The organism is Thioclava sediminum (assembly GCF_002020355.1).
GTDB classification, from domain to species: Bacteria; Pseudomonadota; Alphaproteobacteria; order Rhodobacterales; family Rhodobacteraceae; genus Thioclava; species Thioclava sediminum.
Window position 1 is genome coordinate 608,446 of sequence record NZ_MPZV01000002.1, and the last position, 16,419, is coordinate 624,864.

General features: G+C 64.4%; 15 protein-coding genes. 6 read left to right on the forward strand and 9 right to left on the reverse strand.

Annotated elements, in window-relative coordinates:
* Positions 1-10: 10 nt before the first annotated feature.
* Positions 11-679, reverse strand: coding sequence for a COQ9 family protein (locus tag BMI91_RS10190; protein ID WP_093477002.1), 669 nt, complete (start codon positions 677-679; stop codon positions 11-13).
* Between the two features lie 107 nt (positions 680-786).
* Between BMI91_RS10190 and rpsU the strand changes: the two genes are divergently transcribed.
* Both rpsU and BMI91_RS10200 read left to right on the forward strand, forming a co-directional pair.
* The gene (gene rpsU / locus BMI91_RS10195) at positions 787-993 is read left to right on the forward strand and encodes a 30S ribosomal protein S21 (protein WP_011748553.1); all 207 of its coding nucleotides are present in this window, start codon (positions 787-789) and stop codon (positions 991-993) included.
* Between the two features lie 206 nt (positions 994-1,199).
* Positions 1,200-2,648: a TrkH family potassium uptake protein gene (locus BMI91_RS10200; RefSeq protein WP_078604865.1), complete on the forward strand. Its 1,449-nt coding sequence runs from the start codon at positions 1,200-1,202 to the stop codon at positions 2,646-2,648.
* On the opposite strand, the gene BMI91_RS10205 is transcribed toward BMI91_RS10200, so the two are convergent.
* Complete coding sequence (locus tag BMI91_RS10205) at positions 2,645-3,109, reverse strand: Lrp/AsnC family transcriptional regulator (RefSeq protein WP_078604866.1); 465 nt, start codon at positions 3,107-3,109, stop codon at positions 2,645-2,647. The genes BMI91_RS10200 and BMI91_RS10205 overlap by 4 nt on opposite strands.
* A gap of 144 nt (positions 3,110-3,253) precedes the next feature.
* On the opposite strand from BMI91_RS10205, the gene ald reads away from it, so the two are divergent.
* A complete protein-coding gene (gene ald / locus BMI91_RS10210) occupies positions 3,254-4,378 on the forward strand; it encodes an alanine dehydrogenase (protein WP_078604867.1) in 1,125 nt (374 codons plus the stop codon).
* 94 nt (positions 4,379-4,472) lie between these two features.
* Here ald and mscL read toward each other — a convergent pair whose 3' ends face one another.
* From mscL to BMI91_RS10230, 4 genes are all read right to left on the reverse strand, one after another.
* Complete coding sequence (mscL, locus tag BMI91_RS10215) at positions 4,473-4,901, reverse strand: large conductance mechanosensitive channel protein MscL (RefSeq protein ID WP_078542275.1); 429 nt, start codon at positions 4,899-4,901, stop codon at positions 4,473-4,475.
* Between the two features lie 113 nt (positions 4,902-5,014).
* Positions 5,015-5,677: a hypothetical protein gene (locus BMI91_RS10220; protein ID WP_078604868.1), complete on the reverse strand. Its 663-nt coding sequence runs from the start codon at positions 5,675-5,677 to the stop codon at positions 5,015-5,017.
* Positions 5,678-5,781: 104 nt separating this feature from the next.
* Positions 5,782-6,573 carry an inositol monophosphatase family protein gene (locus tag BMI91_RS10225; protein ID WP_078522447.1) on the reverse strand — a complete coding sequence of 264 codons (792 nt, stop codon included), beginning with the start codon at positions 6,571-6,573 and terminating at the stop codon, positions 5,782-5,784.
* A 211-nt stretch (positions 6,574-6,784) separates the two neighbouring features.
* The gene (locus tag BMI91_RS10230) at positions 6,785-7,690 is read right to left on the reverse strand and encodes a LysR family transcriptional regulator (RefSeq protein WP_075773886.1); all 906 of its coding nucleotides are present in this window, start codon (positions 7,688-7,690) and stop codon (positions 6,785-6,787) included.
* Positions 7,691-7,783: 93 nt separating this feature from the next.
* Here BMI91_RS10230 and metF point away from each other — a divergent pair, with 93 nt between their 5' ends.
* A complete protein-coding gene (metF, locus tag BMI91_RS10235; RefSeq protein WP_078522446.1) occupies positions 7,784-8,650 on the forward strand; it encodes a methylenetetrahydrofolate reductase [NAD(P)H] in 867 nt (288 codons plus the stop codon).
* 75 nt (positions 8,651-8,725) lie between these two features.
* On the opposite strand, the gene BMI91_RS10240 is transcribed toward metF, so the two are convergent.
* Positions 8,726-9,715, reverse strand: coding sequence for a carbon-nitrogen hydrolase family protein (locus BMI91_RS10240; protein ID WP_244176602.1), 990 nt, complete (start codon positions 9,713-9,715; stop codon positions 8,726-8,728).
* A gap of 210 nt (positions 9,716-9,925) precedes the next feature.
* On the opposite strand from BMI91_RS10240, the gene BMI91_RS10245 reads away from it, so the two are divergent.
* Positions 9,926-10,417, forward strand: a complete 492-nt coding sequence (locus tag BMI91_RS10245; RefSeq protein WP_078604869.1) for a PaaI family thioesterase — start codon at positions 9,926-9,928, stop codon at positions 10,415-10,417.
* Here BMI91_RS10245 and BMI91_RS10250 read toward each other — a convergent pair.
* Positions 10,319-11,539, reverse strand: coding sequence for a DUF2235 domain-containing protein (locus BMI91_RS10250; protein WP_078604870.1), 1,221 nt, complete (start codon positions 11,537-11,539; stop codon positions 10,319-10,321). The genes BMI91_RS10245 and BMI91_RS10250 overlap by 99 nt on opposite strands.
* Before the next feature lie 190 nt (positions 11,540-11,729).
* Here BMI91_RS10250 and BMI91_RS10255 point away from each other — a divergent pair, with 190 nt between their 5' ends.
* A complete protein-coding gene (locus BMI91_RS10255; protein ID WP_078604871.1) occupies positions 11,730-14,849 on the forward strand; it encodes a valine--tRNA ligase in 3,120 nt (1,039 codons plus the stop codon).
* 200 nt (positions 14,850-15,049) lie between these two features.
* Here the strand turns inward: BMI91_RS10255 and BMI91_RS10260 are convergent, their stop codons facing one another.
* Positions 15,050-16,345, reverse strand: coding sequence for an MFS transporter (locus BMI91_RS10260; RefSeq protein ID WP_078604872.1), 1,296 nt, complete (start codon positions 16,343-16,345; stop codon positions 15,050-15,052).
* Positions 16,346-16,419 lie beyond the last annotated feature (74 nt).

A 16,419-nucleotide genomic window follows, 5' to 3' on the forward strand; every position in this document is an offset into this window, starting at 1 on the left:
ACAGGTTTCATCAATGCGCCTCCCGGCCCGGCATGTCGTCAGTGCCTTTCGGCGCACGGATGCCGCCGAGAAGCTTCGGCAGGAAAGGCAGCTTCATCGCAGCGCCCTTTACCTTTTCGAACTGCATCACATCCTCGATGCGACGATCTAGGAAGGCCCAGGTGTCGCCCTTGCCCTCGCTCTCATCGCCCATCCAGTAGAGCACGGTCGAGCTGTAGACCCCCGAAAGCGTCATCCGCTTGGTGTACCAGTTGTAATCCTCGCTGACGTCGCCCAGCGCGCGCCAGATCTTGTCCGAGGTCTCCCAGATCAGCTTCGAGCCGGTCGTGGCATTCTGCGGCAGCGCGAAGATCGCAGCCCCACGGCGCACCAGCTCCGGATCGGCCTCTTCCAGGCGGAAGCGCACGGCGGTCGCGATCCGGTCGCGGAACTTCATCCCCGACAGATCGGCCTCCTCCAGACGCTTGAGCATTTCGGCATCGCCCTCGCGGTGATAGGCCACCGCCAGATCGACGGCGCCGCGCGGACACACGACCCGCGCCAGCCCCGGATCGAGCCCCAGATCGGAGACCGCGAGCTTGAAGGCAGGCTCGGACCAACCGTCGAAAGGCACATGCAGCTTGATCGCCGCCAACAGCTCGGATCGCGTGCGGTCCATATCGAGATGGTCGTTTTTCATCGCGTTTCCTCTCTCAGCTTTGGCGGTAGACAAACCGCCTTTTGGTGACTATATGGAGCGCTCCTGCAAGCAACTGCAACTCTAACTTAGGAAGGTGGTGACACCACATGCAGGTCAGCGTTCGCGACAACAACGTCGAACAGGCGCTCCGTGCTCTGAAGAAAAAGCTTCAGCGCGAGGGTGTGTTCCGCGAAATGAAGCTCAAGCAGCATTTCGAGAAACCCTCGGTCAAAAAAGCGCGCGAGAAAGCCGAAGCCGTCCGCCGTGCCCGTAAACTGGCACGTAAGAAGGCTCAGCGCGAAGGCGCGCTCTAAGCGCACCGCTCCGCGTCTGAAAAGGCGCCTGAAAATGCTGGCGGGCTTGCCCGCACCGATGACCCCCGAGGCTTGGCCGCGGGGGTTTTTGGTTTCTGGAAGACACCTTCGCAAGAAAGCACGACCGCCGCCGCTTTGATCTTGCCTAAAGCGCCGCGCCCCCTACCCTAGCGCCAGCACTTCGTTCTGGCGGGAACCGCTTTCACATGTCCGATATCCGGCCAGTCCTGCATCTCTTCGGCCTGATCCTCACAGTCCTCGGGACGACCATGTTGGTCCCGGCAGCCATGGACTTCAGCGATCTCAATCCGAACTGGCAGGAATTCTTCGAGGCGGCGGTCGAGACCGCGCTGATCGGGATGGTTCTCTCGCTCGCGACCCGAACCAAAAGCGCGAACGGGCTCAACACGCGGCAAGCTTATCTGCTCACGGCGGCGATCTGGCTCGGCCTGCCGATCTTCGCAGCCCTGCCGTTCATCGAGGGCGCGCCGCACGCGACATGGACCAACGCCTATTTCGAGGCCGCCTCGGGCATCACCACCACCGGCTACACCGTCTTCGAACATCTCGACACGTTGCCGCGCGGCGTGGTGCTGTGGCGCGGGATGCTGAACTGGTTCGGAGGGCTCGGGATCGCCTTCGTCGCGATGATCTTCCTGCCGGTGCTGCGCATCGGCGGCATGCGCTATTTCCAGGCCGAGGGCTTCGACACGCTGGGCAAGGTCATGCCCCGCGCCCATAACATCGCGCGCTCGCTGCTTTGGGTCTATGTCTCGCTGACGCTGGCCTGCGCGATCAGCTATGCCGCCGCGGGCATGAGCTCCTTCGACGCGATCTGCTACGCGATGGCGACGATCGCAACGGGCGGCTTCGGCACGCATGACAACTCCTTCGCGAGCTTCTCGCCGGGTGCGCAATATGCCGGTGTCATCTTCATGCTGGGCTCGGCCCTGCCCTTCATCCGCTATGTCCAGCTTGGCCGCGGCGACCTGCGCCCGTTCTGGGACGACCCGCAAATCCACGCCTTCCTGCGCTGGTTCGCGCTCGCGCTCGCGGCGCTCCTGATCTGGCTCTACACCCACGCGCCCGACGGGATCGAACCCACCTTCCGCTCCGCCGCCTTCAACCTGTCCTCGATCATGACCGGCACCGGCTTCGGCACCGCCAATGTCGCGAATTGGGGGAGCTTCGCGATGGTGCTGGCCTATTGGGTCGGGCTGATCGGCGGCTGCACCGGGTCCAGTTCAGGGGCTCTCTCGGTCTTTCGCTGGCAGGCGCTCGGCGCGGTGATCCGCGCCGCCGTGCGCCGGTTGCAAATGCCGCACCGCGTCCTGCAACCGCGCCTTGGCGACAAGCTGCTGGAGGAGGACGTGCTCTCCTCCCTGATCCTCTATTTCACCGGCTATATGCTGACGCTCGGCCTGATCTCGGTCGGGATCTCGATGACCGGGGCGGATTTCGTCTCGGCGCTCTTCGCGACATGGGGCGCACTCGGCAATATCGGCTATGGGGTCGGCCCACTGACCGATCGCACCGGCACGATGATCGATTTCAGCGACGCCGCGACCTGGCTGCTGACGCTCGCAATGCTGCTGGGCCGGATCGGGATGCTCGCGATCCTCGTCGTGTTCCTGCCGCGCTTCTGGCGCGCTTAAACCGGCATCGCCGTGGTCGAGACCACGCATTTGAGCGAAAAGCTCGACTGGATCTGCGCCACGCCCGGAATGTTGGCAAGTTTCGCCCGGTGCAGCCGCGCGAAATCCTCGGCATCGGCGGCCACCACTTTCAGCAGGTAATCCGCAGCCCCCGCCATCAGGTGACATTCGAGCACTTCCGGCACCTGCTTCACGCCCTTCTCGAACGCGTCCAGAACCTCGTCCGCCTGACTCGACAGCTTGATCTCGACATAGACCGTCGTGGTCCGCCCCAGCTTGCGCGGGTTCAGCAGGGCGACGTACTCGCGGATATAGCCCTCCTCCTCCAGCCGCTGCACCCGACGGTGGCAGGCCGAGGCCGACAGGTTCACCCGCTCGCTCAGCTCGGCATTGGAGATTCGCCCCTGCCGCTGCAAAACCTCCAGCAGCCGACGATCCGTCGCGTCCAGCTTGTCGCTCATGCAATATCCTGCCGATCTTTGCGCATTTCATCGAAGATACGAGCGACCCACCCCATCCACAACCGGCAAATTGGCAAAGCACTTGCTTGTGACGGAGCGCATACTGGGAGCAGGACGTTTCCATTTTTTGGAGGAGGACACGCGATGAAGATCGGTACGGTGCGCGAGATCAAGGCGCAGGAATTCCGCGTCGGGCTGACCCCGGCTGCGGCACAAGAAGCGGTCGCCCATGGCCACGAGGTGCTGGTCGAGACCGGGGCAGGTCAGGGCGCGGGCTTCGCAGACAGCGATTACGAGGCGGCTGGCGCGAAAATCCTCGGCGATGCGGCGGATGTGTTCGCCCAGACCGAGATGATCGTGAAAGTGAAAGAGCCGCAGGCCTCCGAGCGCGCGATGCTGCGCGAGGGCCAGCTTCTCTTCACGTATCTGCATCTGGCCGCCGACCCGGCGCAGACCCATGATCTGATGAAATCGGGCGCGACCTGCATCGCCTACGAGACGGTCACCGCGAAGGACGGCACCCTGCCGCTGCTCGCGCCGATGTCCGAAGTGGCCGGTCGCCTCGCGCCGCAGATGGGCGCCTGGACCCTGCAGAAAGCCAATGGCGGTCGCGGCGTACTGATGGGCGGCGTGCCGGGCGTGTCGCCCGCGAAGGTCGTCGTGATCGGCGGCGGCGTCGTGGGCACCAACGCCGCGCGCGTAGCTGCCGGGATGGGCGCGGACGTGACCGTGCTCGACAAGTCGCTGCCGCGTCTGCGCTATCTCGATGACACGTTCGGCGGCACCTTCCGCACCGCCTATGCCTCGAAAGCCGAGACCGAGGCGCTGGTCGCAGCTTCCGATCTGGTGATTGGCGCGGTGCTGATCCCCGGGGCCGCCGCCCCGAAGCTGGTCACCCGCGAGATGCTGAAGACGATGAAGCCCGGCGCGGCGATCGTCGATGTCGCGATCGATCAGGGCGGCTGCGTCGAGACCTCGCACCCCACGACCCATGACGACCCGATCTACGAGGTCGAGGGCGTGATGCATTACTGCGTGGCCAACATGCCCGGCGCGGTCGCGCGCACTGCGACCCTCGCCCTGTCGAACGCGACCCAGCCCTTCCTGCTGGCGCTGGCCGGAAAGGGATGGGAACGCGCCTGCGCCGAGGATCCCCACCTGGCCGCGGGCCTCAATGTCCATGCAGGCAAGGTGACCTACAAGGCTGTGGCCGAAGCGCTCGACCTGCCGCTCGATGCGCCGGATGCGGTGAAGCACGCAGCCGAATAAGGGCCGCCCTGCCCCACGAACGAAACGGCCCGGAGCTTTGCCCCGGGCCGTTCTCATATCTGCCGGCGACGTCTGCCTGAGACGCCCCGCGCCGTCACTTCCGAAGCGCGTCGCGGATCTCGAGCAGCACGTCGAGCTGGCTCGGCCCGGTTTCCACCGCGGGCGCGACATCGTCGGGCTTCTCCGCCGCGGCCTTCACGCGGTTGACCATCTTCACCAGCATGAAGACGACGAAGGCGATGATGAGGAAGTTGATCACTGCCATCACGAAGGCGCCATAGGCGAAGATCGACGCGCCCGATTTGCGCGCCTCGTCAAGGCTGGCCCCCGCGGGAACCTCGCCGGAGAGCACGGCATAATTATTGGTGAAGTCGACCCCGCCCGTGAACAGGCCGATGATCGGGTTGATGATGTCGCCGACCAGCGACGTGACGATCGCGGTGAAGGCCGCGCCGATGATGATGCCCACCGCCATGTCCATGACATTGCCCTTGGCGATGAAATCCTTGAATTCCTGAATCATTTCAGACCCTCTTTCCGATGCGCCTTTTGCGCCGCAACAGGCTAGCACGATCTTCGGGTCTGCATAGCCTCCAACACAGGACATAGCGGGCCGTATCAAGACGGGCTCGCGGCTCAGCAAAGTCTCCGGCGCGCATCCTCGACAAGGCGGCGGGCGACCTGCGCCGCCGTGGTCCCCGTATCACCGCCGCGGCGAGGCGAGAGAGGCGATGCGACCGGCAAGGACGCGAAGCCGTCGCTGAGACGTGCGCGGGCCTCCTGCCGGGCGATATTGGCGATGGCTTCCGTATCGAAACGCAGCGCCTGCTGGATTTGCTCTGCCGCGTCATCGCACGGCCCTGCCCCGGCGCGGCTACACGCCCAGGCACAGCCGAAATGATCGGGCATCTGGGAAATGTTGCGCAGGCGACGCTGTGCGGCGCGGATGCGATCGCAGGCCGCATCGCGCTGATCGGCGCGCAGGGAAAGCTCGAGCGGCAAGGTCTCTGCCAGAGTCGCCCGCTCCTCCTGCAGCCCTTCGGCCGCTGCGCGCAGGGCCGCTGCCGTGTCCGGCTCGGCCGTTTCCGCATCCTCAAAGCAACCCGAAATCATCTCGTCCAGAAACGCGACCCGGTGACGTGCGATCAGGTCGGCCGCCTCGGCGAAGGCGAGATCGGAGACCGCCTGCCGCAACTCTTCCAACGCGCGGTCGACGGCGCAATCGCCCGGCCCGTGCAGCGCAGTCAACGCACGCTGTTCAAGCGCGATCGACGTAGCTCCGTATTCCTGTCCAACCATGGCGGCATCCCTTTCTGGTAACCGCATCAGGCTGGCACAACGGAATGAACGAAAGGTGAACCTTCGTCCGCCTTTCGCCGCCACATCTAAATTTCAGTGATTTCTCAGTCGTTTGACCGAAGCGCTTTCGTGAGAGCCGGGAACATTTCGGCATTCGACGCGATCACCGAGCCCGATTCGAGAACGCCGCGACCTTCGCGCACGGCTTCCACGAAACCGCCCGCTTCCTTCACGAGGAGCATGCCCGCAGCCACGTCCCACGCGTTCAGCCCGCGCTCCCAATAGCCTTCGTAGCGACCCGCCGCGACATAGGCCAGATCGAGCGAGGCCGCGCCCCAGCGCCGGACGCCCGCGCATTGCGGCATCAGCTTGGCAAGGTCCTTCAGCGTCGCCGGAAGCGTCGATTTGCCGCCGAAGGGCACGCCGGTCGCGAAGACCGATTCGATCATCTTGTGACGGCCCGATACGCGCAGACGGGTGTCGTTCATGAAAGCGCCGAGGCCCTTCTCGGCGAAATACATCTCGTCTTTCGCCGCGTCGAAGACCACGGCTGCGATGATTTCGCCCTTATGCTCCAGCGCGATCGAGATCGCCCAATGCGGCAGGCCGTGCAGGAAGTTGGTGGTGCCGTCGAGCGGGTCGACGATCCAGCGGCGGGTCGGGTCGTCGCCCGCCTCTTCGCCGGTTTCCTCGCCGATCCAGCCATAGGAGGGGCGCGCGCCGCGCAGCTCGTCCTTGATGATCTTCTCGGATTCGCGATCGGCCTTCGAGACGAAATCGCCCGGGCCCTTCGAGGAGACCTGAAGGTTCTCGACCTCGCGGAAATCCTTGACCAGCGAGCGTCCTGCCTTGCGGGCGGCCTTGATCATCAGGTTGAGGTTTGCGCTGCCTTGCATCTCTGGGCTCCTTCGCGTTTCAAGCGGTCGCCTTACAGGTGTTGCGTGGAAAATCCAAGACCTTTGGCGCGTCAGGCAAACTGAGGAGCGGCTCTGCCCCGCTTGCTGCCAGCCCGTTGCTTGCGCTCCGGGCGTTCGGCGGGGCGTCCTTCCACTGGAAGGCCGCCATTTTCCGCCTCACCCCCCGGGATATTTCGGTCGAGAATAAGGCTCAGGCGCGTTGCAGCTTCACCGGCTCGGTGCGCGCAAGCCGCAGGAAATGCGCCATGAAGGGCTGGGTGGCATCCTCGGAACGCGTCGCGGCGTAAAGGCGCTTGGTCAGCCCGTGTTCCGTCACTGGCTTGGTGATGTAATCGGGCTGGTATTTCACCTCGCGCAGCACCCAGTCGGGCAGCACCGCGACACCGCGATTCGAGGCGACCAGCATCAGGATCACCGCGGTCAGCTCCACCTGCCGCACGGCTTTCGGTTCGACCCGGGCAGGCGTCAGAAGCTGCGTGAAGATATCCGAGCGGCCCCGGTCGATCGGATAGGTGATCAGCGTCTGATCCGCGAAATCCTGCGCCTCGATATAGGGTTTCGCGGCCAGCGGCGAATTCGCGGCGGCGATGAAGGTCGGCGCGTAGTCGAAGAGCGGGTTGAAGGTGACGCCGTCGATCTTCTCGGGATCCGACGAGATCACCAGATCGACCTCCTCGCGGCTCAGCGCGGGCAGCGCATTGAAGGCCAGACCGGGCCGGATATCCACGTCGATATCGGGCCAGGCATGGCGGAAGCGTTCCAGCACCGGGAACAGCCAGTCGAAACAGGCGTGGCATTCGATCGCGATATGCAGGCGCCCCGCGCGGCCCGACCGCAACGCGTCGAACTCGGCCTCTGTCGCGGCGATCTCAGGCAGGATGCGTTCGGCCAGCCGCAGCAGCTTCTGCCCCGCCGCCGACAGCTTCAGCGGCTTCGAGCGGCGAACGAACAGCTCCACCCCGGTCTGGTCCTCGAGCCCTTTAATTTGGTGCGACAGCGCCGATTGTGTTATGTGCAGCACGTCCGCTGCCTTCGCGAGCCCCCCGGCATCGTGAATCGCCTTGATTGTGCGCAGGTGACGGAACTCGAGATGCATCTTGTTGTTACACTCATAACGATTTTGAAGATTATGAGTTTGTCTCACAAAGCCCGATCTGGCACAAGAGAGCGAACGAAAGGACAGATTCCCATGACGACGCCCAAGGTCAGCTTCGAATTTTTCCCGCCGAAGACGCTCGATGCGTCGTTCCGGCTGTGGGAAACCGCGCAGGTTCTGGCACCGCTGAAACCCGAGTTCACCTCCGTGACTTACGGTGCGGGTGGCACGACGCGCAAGCTGACGCATGAGGCGGTCGGCACGATCCACAAGAATTACGGCCTCAACGTCGCCGCCCACCTGACCTGCGTGGAAGCGACCAAGGCCGAGACGATGGAGATCGTGGACGCCTATGCCGAGGTCGGCGTGACCGAGATCGTGGCGCTGCGGGGCGATCCGCCGCAGGGCGCCAAGCATTTCACGCCGCATCCCGAGGGCTTCGCCTCTTCGGTCGAGCTGATCGAGGCGCTGGCCGAGGATGGCCGCTTCACGATCCGCGCGGGCGCCTATCCCGAGCCGCATCCCGACGCCGCCGACAATATGGCCGACGTGCGCTGGCTCAAGCGCAAGGTCGAGGCGGGCGCGACCTCGGCGATCACCCAGTTCTTCTTCGAGCCCGAGACCTTCTTCCGCTTCCGCGACGCCTGCGAAAAGGAAGGGATCGACGCGAAGATCATCCCCGGCATCCTGCCGATCCAGTCGTGGAAAGGCGCCAAGAAATTCGCGCAAAGCTGCGGCACCTCCATCCCCGCATGGGTTGAGGAAGCCTTCGAGGCCGCGATCCGCGACGGGCGCGAGCATCTTCTGGCGACCGCGCTGTGCACCGAGCTGTGCGACAAACTGATCGAGGGCGGCGTGGAAGATCTGCATTTCTACACGCTCAACCGCCCCGGCCTGACCCGCGACGTCTGCCACGCGCTGGGTGTGACGCCCGATACGGTGCTGGAGAAAGTGGCCTGAAAGGGCACTCAAATGGATTGAACGGAGGGGCCCGGCTGGGCCCCTTTTTCTTTGGCGGCGGGCGGCCTCACCGTGTCAGTCGAAGGAAATGGGCGACTGCTTGGCTCGGTTGACGTTGAGAGTGAAAACATCCGGCCGGGCGTAATGACCACTAACATCGAATTTGCGGCGTGAAGCCCTGGCGGCATCCACGTCCACTGTCGCGACCAACAGCCCCTTTTCCTTCCTCATCGGGCCCGCGTGCAAACTGCCGAAGGGCTTGTAGACCACCCCATCGCCGGGATTGATCCACTCGTTGTCGTCAGGGAAAAGCTCGTCACGATAGGGGAGATCCGCCGGCACGTCGCTTGCCTCGAGCGACGTGGCGCAGCCGAGAACCCAACATCCGCCTTCGCGCGCGATATGCTGCATTGTCGCCAGCCAGGTATCGCCGCTGTCCCAGGTCGGTGCACAATAGATGTCGATATTCTGGGCATAGAGCGCGAACCGCGCCAGCGGCATGTAGTTTTCCCAGCATATCAGGGCGCCCACACGCCCGACTGCGGTCTCAACGACCTTAAGGGTCGAGCCGTCTCCGAACCCCCAGACCATACGCTCGGGGTTTGTCGGCATCAGCTTTCGATGGTTGTTCAGAAGGGTCCCGTCGGCGTCGATGATCGCTGCGCTGTTGAAAAGCGTGCTGCCGCTGACCGCCCCATCCACCTCCTGATGGCCCATCACGACCACCATCGAATGCTCTTTTGCCGCTTCCTTTATCGGCGCAAGCTCGTCTTTGCTGAGATCGATCGAATTGGCCTGCGAAAGCGCGAAGAGATCGTCGGTCTTCTTCATCCCTGCCCCCGGCGGGAGCCGCCAGACGAAAGTGGGGTAGCCCGGCAACCATGTCTCGGGAAACACGATCAGTCGGCACGCCTGAGAAGCCGCCTCGGCGACCAGTTCGACCGCTCGCTCCAGAGACGCCGTCTTGTTCATGTAGACCGGCGGTTGCTGTACGATAGCAATTTGCATGAGATCGTCCTCCCAATGGCTGTTCGGCGCGCGGCCATCAAAACGGAAGACGGTCAAGACGCCCCACTCCGTCCGCGGAGTGATGTTCGAGAATAGCACAAGACGCCCATCCACCGGGGAAACCCCACAAGCACCCTTGGAGCGCCGCGCCTCGCGATGCTGACCCCGAGGGCAATGCTGCCCTTTGCGATGCGGATCGCAAACGCTCCCCCCTTCCCTTTCCGGCCCATCGCGATAGCTTGTCGCCCGACCCAACAGGAGCCAGACATGCCCGATCAATATTTCGCCGAAGGACCCGACGATTTCCTCCCGCTCGAGGAGGTCCTCTCGATGCCGGGGCTCGACTACGTCCGCAAGATGGTCACCGGCGACGTCCCCTCCCCCACCGTGCAGAAGCTGATGGCCTACCGGATCACCGAGGCCGAGGAAGGCCGCGTCACCTGTCGCGGCACGCCGGGGCATCCGCAGACCAACGGCTATGGCGGCATTCACGGCGGCTGGTATGCGATGATGCTCGATACGGTGATGACCTGCTCGGTGATCACCGGGCTGAAGAAGGGTCAGACGCAGACGACGCTCGAATTCAAGGTGAACCTGATCCGCGCGATCAAGCCCGGCACCGAGGTGATCGGCGTGGGCCAGCTTGATCATATCGGGCGGTCAACTGGCGTCGCGCGGGGTGAGATCCGGGGTGCCGAGGATGGACGCCTCTACGCGACCGGCACCGCCACCTGTTTCGTCATGACGCCCGAGATCTGAGGCTGGCACGGACCCGCGCGCGAGGCGGCGGATTTCGGGGCGCAGGATGCGCGGTCGGAAAATCGCGCGCGAACCTTCGGGCAAGACGACGCTCTCATGCAGCCCCTCGGAGGGGTCGCGGCCCACGACACGCGGCGCACGCAGCCAGAACAGCTTGCCCCAGCCGGTCCATGTGCCGACCGAGGGCGCATTCGGATCGCGCGGGAACTCTGCCTGCCAGCCGGGCGGCAGACTCAGCCCCAGCGACTCGGCGCGCTCCAGCATCCACACGAGCGGAATATTGGCGAGCGGTCGGGCATCGCCGAAATGGCCCAGCATCCCGCCGATATCGCCATGCGCGCCGCGAAACCAGCGCTGCTCGATCCGGGTCGCGGGAGCATCCGCCTCCGAAGCCCCCTCGTCGCTTTCCCAAACCAACGGCTCCAGCACCGAGCGCCGCTCGTCGAGCGCGAGCGCCTGAAATCCGTGGCGCACGTGATCGCTCAGGTGGTGGTCGTGAAACCGCACGCGCTCTTCGCTGACGATCCAGAAGAAGGGCACGCGGATGCCCAGCGCCTGCACCGTGTCGAACGCGCCGACCATCTCGATCTCGACATTCTCGTGGCACAGGCTGTTGCGATAGCTTTGCAGAATGTCCGCGGGCGTCTCTTCCTCGTAATGGCGCCATGCGAGGCGGGTGTTCCGCTCAATCGCATGTTCGGGACGCAAGAGACCGATCCGCCCGATCATCCCGGCCAGCGAGCGCGCCGCGAAGGCGCCCCGAGAATAGCCAATCAGGAAAATCCGGTCGCCCGGACGGTAGCGCATCGCGAGCCAGCCATAGGCGCGTGAGATCTGCTGGTTCACGCCCCAGCCGAACCAGACGTCCGACATGTCGTGCCAGTCCCGCCAGCGCAGCCCGCGCCCGTAATAGACCGACACTTTCGGCGCGGCCCGGCGCAGGAAGCGATAGATCAGCCCAATCGAGGTGAGGCGGTCGGGCCGCAGCGAGCCGAGCGTCCCGTCGAGCAGCACGACATGATCCACCGGCCCGCGGCCCGCACCAGCTGCCGCGCGCGCCTCGGCCCGTTCCGGGCTGCGGCGACGCAGGGCAGAGATCACACGCTCGAAGAGACCGCGCATATCAGCGCTCCTCAGATAAGTTGGGCTTATACTATCCAATGTAGGATAAGTTTCTCTTATCTTCAGGGGCAATCGCGGCAGTTTGTTGACCCGATCGTGCCCGCCGCGCTTTTTGGACCGGCGCGCACGGGGTTTTCCTTGTCGCCTGCGCGGGCTAAACAGCCCTCAAGCCGAGCCAAGGATGCCTGACATGACTATGGACAAGACTTTCGATGCCGCGAGCGCCGAGCCGCGGATCTACGCGAAATGGGAAGAGGCCGGAGCCTTCAAGGCCGGGGCCAACGCGTCGCGCGACGAGACCTTCTGCGTAATGATCCCGCCGCCCAACGTGACGGGTGCGCTGCATGTGGGCCACGCCTTCAACAACACCGTGCAGGATATCCTCGTGCGCTGGCACCGGATGCGCGGTTTTGACACGCTTTGGCAGCCGGGTCAGGACCATGCGGGCATCGCGACCCAGCTGATGGTCGAGAAGGAACTGGCCAAGACCCAGCAGCCCAAGCGGGTGGAACTGGGTCGCGAGAAATTCCTCGAGAAGGTCTGGGAGTGGAAGGGCGAATACGGCTCGACCATCATCAACCAGCTCAAGCGTCTGGGGTCATCCTGCGACTGGTCGCGCAACGCCTTTACGATGTCGGGTGCGCCCGGTGCGCCGGAAGGCAACGAGGGCAATTTCCATGACGCGGTGATCAAGGTCTTCGTCGACATGTACGAAAAGGGCCTGATCTATCGCGGCAAGCGACTGGTGAACTGGGACCCCCATTTCGAGACCGCGATCTCCGATCTGGAAGTGGAGAATATCGAAGTCGCCGGTCACATGTGGCACTTCAAATACCCGCTCGCAGGCGGCGAGACCTATACTTACGTCGAGAAGGACGAGGACGGGAATGTCCTCTTCACCGAAGAGCGCGACTACATCTCGATCGCGACCACGCGTCCCGAGACGATGCTGGGCGACGGCGCGGTTGCGGTGCACCCTTCGGACGAGCGTTACGCGCCGATCGTCGGCAAGCTCTGCGAGATTCCGGTGGGCCCGAAAGAGCATCGCCGCCTGATCCCGATCATCACCGATCAATATCCCGATCCCGATTTCGGCTCGGGCGCGGTGAAGATCACCGGCGCGCATGACTTCAACGACTACATGGTCGCCAAGCGCGGCGGCATTCCGATGTATCGCCTGATGGACACCAAGGGCGCGATGCGCGCAGACGGGCTGTCCTATGAGGAATGCGCGGCCCGCGCGATGGACATCTCGAAAGGCGCCGAGTTCACCGAGGCCGAGATCGACGCGCTCAACCTCGTGCCCGAGGAACTGCGCGGGCTCGACCGGTTCGAGGCGCGTGAAGCCGTGATCCGTCAGATCACCGACGAGGGCCTCGCGGTGACGACGACCAAGACCGTCACCGACGAAGACGGCAACGAGACCGAGACGACCGTTCCCTACGTCGAAGACAAGCCGATCATGCAGCCCTTCGGCGATCGTTCGAAAGTGGTGATCGAGCCGATGCTGACCGATCAGTGGTTCGTCGATGCCGAAAAGATCGTGGGCAAGGCGCTGGATGCGGTGCGCAACGGCGACACCGTCATCATGCCGGAAGCCGGCGAGAAGACCTATTTCCACTGGCTGGAAAACATCGAGCCGTGGTGCATCTCGCGCCAGCTCTGGTGGGGCCACCAGATCCCGGTCTGGTACGGTCTGGACATGGACGCGCCCGACTTCCGCGATGACGAAGGCGACGGCACGATCGACCTCGTGGAAATGGGCCGCCTGCTCGTCGAGACCAAGATGGTTCATCGCGACGACCGCTATCACTGCGCCTCGGATTTCGAGAGCGTCATCGGCTGGTTCAAGGCACAGAATGCCGAGCTGCCAACGCCGCTGAACGTGGCGCGCATCGTCGAGGTCGAAGACCGGCACAAGGCGATCGAAGTGCTCGCCGCGAGCCTCGCGCAATACGAGATGACCGAGGATCCGACGCAGCTCGTCTATCCGGTCTGGCGCGATGCCGATGTGCTCGACACCTGGTTCTCGTCGGGCCTCTGGCCGATCGGCACGCTCGGCTGGCCCGAGGATACTGAGGAGATGCGCAAGTATTTCCCGACCGATGTCCTCGTGACCGGCTTCGATATCCTGTTCTTCTGGGTGGCGCGGATGATGATGATGCAGCTGGCCGTCATGGATCAGGTGCCCTTCCACACCGTCTACCTGCACCAGCTCGTCCGCGACGAGAAGGGCAAGAAGATGTCGAAGACGACGGGCAACGTGATCGACCCGCTCGAGATCATCGACGCTTACGGCGCGGATGCGCTGCGCTTCACCAATACCGCGATGGCGGCGATGGGCGGCGTGCTGAAGCTGTCCGAGGAGCGCATCAAGGGCTATCGGAACTTCGGCACGAAGATCTGGAACGCGACGCGCTTCGCCGAAATGAACGGCGTCTTCGAAGGCCCGGTCGTGACCGAGATCCCGCAGCCCACCCACACGGTGAACCGCTGGATCATCGGCGAGACCGCGAAGATCCGCGAGCAAGTGGACGAAGCCTTTGCCGCCTACCGGTTCAACGACGCGGCGCTGGGGCTTTACGGCTTCGTCTGGGGCAAGGTCTGCGACTGGTATGTCGAATTCGCCAAGCCGCTCTTCGACGGCGAGCATGCCGAGGAAACCCGCGCCACGATGCGCTGGGTGCTCGATCAGTGCTACACGCTGCTGCACCCGATCATGCCCTTCATCACCGAAGAGCTCTGGGAGCTGACCGCGCCGCAGGGCGACCGCGCGAAGATGCTCGTCCATGCCGACTGGCCGGATTACAAAGCGGCAGATCTGGTGGACGAGGCCGCCGACCGCGAGATGAACTGGGTCATCGACCTGATCGAGGCGATCCGGTCGTCGCGCACGCAGATGGGTGTCCCGGTGGGGCTGAAACTGCCGATGGTTCTGGCCGAGGCCGATGACGCCGCGCGCGCGGCGCTCGCCAATAACGAGGCGCTGATCTTCAAGCTGGCGCGCATCGAGAGCATCACCGAGGCACCGATCCCGAAAGGGGCGATCTCGATCCCGGCGCAGGGCGCGCTGTTCGGGTTGCCGCTGGAAGGCGTGATCGACATCGCCAAGGAGAAGGCGCGTCTGGAGAAGGCTCTGGGCAAGATGGAGAAGGAAATCGGCGGCATGAAGGGCCGTCTGAACAATCCGAAATTCATCGCCAATGCCGATCCCGAGGTCGTGGTGGAAACCCGCGAGAACCTCGCCCGCGCCGAGGAAGAGGCCGAGAAGGTCCGTCAGGCCGTGGCGCGTCTGGCCGAGATGGGCTGAAGAAACGGCGCGGCCCAAACAGTGTTTAGGGCCGCGCCCGACCCTTGGGTGGGCGCTTCAGGACATATGTGGTCATCGCTTTATCTCGAAAGCCCGCAGGTCACCCGTGCCCGCGCTGACATCGCCAATGCGCCCTCCCGGGGGGAGGGTCGGGCGCGGCCCGGGGCTGGTCGCCCCGCGCCATGAGCTGAGCGGAGACCTTACTCCGACACTTCCTTCATCGTGAAGGCCACGCCCGAGGCGACCACGCAAATCCCCGCATAGACGATCAGCACCATTTCCGGCCCCGCCATCGCGAGCGCCGAGCTTGCCGCCCCGAAGGCCAGCAGCATCACACCCACGGTCGTATTCGACACCGCCGTATAGGCCGCGCGGTCATCCTTGGGCGACATATCCACCAGATAGGTCGAGCGGCCCAACCGCACCCCTTGATAGCCGATCATCAGCCCGAACAGCGCCACCGGAGAGGCCCAGATCGTGCCCATCAGCCCCGACCAGCCCAGCACCACCGCCAGCGCCAGAAACGCGGCCGCGACCAGCCCGGTGAAGATCAGCACCTTGCGTGAGGACCGATCCGCCAGCCGCCCCCAGATATAGGAACTCACCAGCGAGGCCAGTGCCGAGGCGAGCACCATCGCCCCCAGCGCGCCGAACCGGTTATCGCCCGCCTGCGCCGCGAGCAGCACGATATAGGGCGGCGCCAGCGCGGTCGGCAGCAGCAGCACCCGCGCGATCACGAACTTACCCAGATCGGCGTCCTTCCACAGCAGGCTCAGCTCGGACAGGCCGATGCTGCCCTTGTCTTCGCCCGGCTGATCTTCCTCGCGCAGCGTCGAGAACAGCGCCGCCGACGCGATCCACAGCACGGCCGCCAGCGAGATCGCCCCGATCACGAGGCTCATCCGCTCCACCACGCCGCTCATCAGAATGATCGCGAACAGGATCACCCCGGCGGCAGAGACGCTCGTCGCGATCCCGGTCGTCGTGCCGCGCCGCGTCCGGTCGACCGTCTTGCCCAGCACATCCTTGTAGCTCACCGAGGACAGCGAGCGCGCAATGGCCAGCACGCCCAGCGCCACTAGCATCGCAAGTCCCGCGGCCATCCCCTGCATCGTCAGCGCGATCACCACGATCGCCGCCGCAGCCAGCCCCTGGATCAAGCTCCCCGCCGCCCAGGCCCATTTGCGCTGCGGCATCTGGCGCACATGCGGCGCGGTGAACAGCTGCGGCAGCAGAGAGCCCGCCTCGCGCACCGGCACCAGCCAGCTGACAAGCGCGGCGGGCGCACCGACGGCCTGCATCAGCCAGCTCAGCACCAGTTTCGGATCGATCAGCCCGTCGGCGAGCTTCGTCATCGACAGCGAGCCGACATGACGCAGGAAACTGCCGGGTTCGTGCTTCGCCGCGCTGTCGCTGAGCTCTTTTACGTTCCCCGGCGCATCTCCGGTCAGGGTCTCGAACAGGGAGGTGGAGAAAGAGGTGTCGCTGGCGCTCATCGGCTGGCTTCCCGAACTTATGTCATTTCACGATATTACGCGGGGAAAAGCGTTTGGCCCAGTCCCCGGTTCCG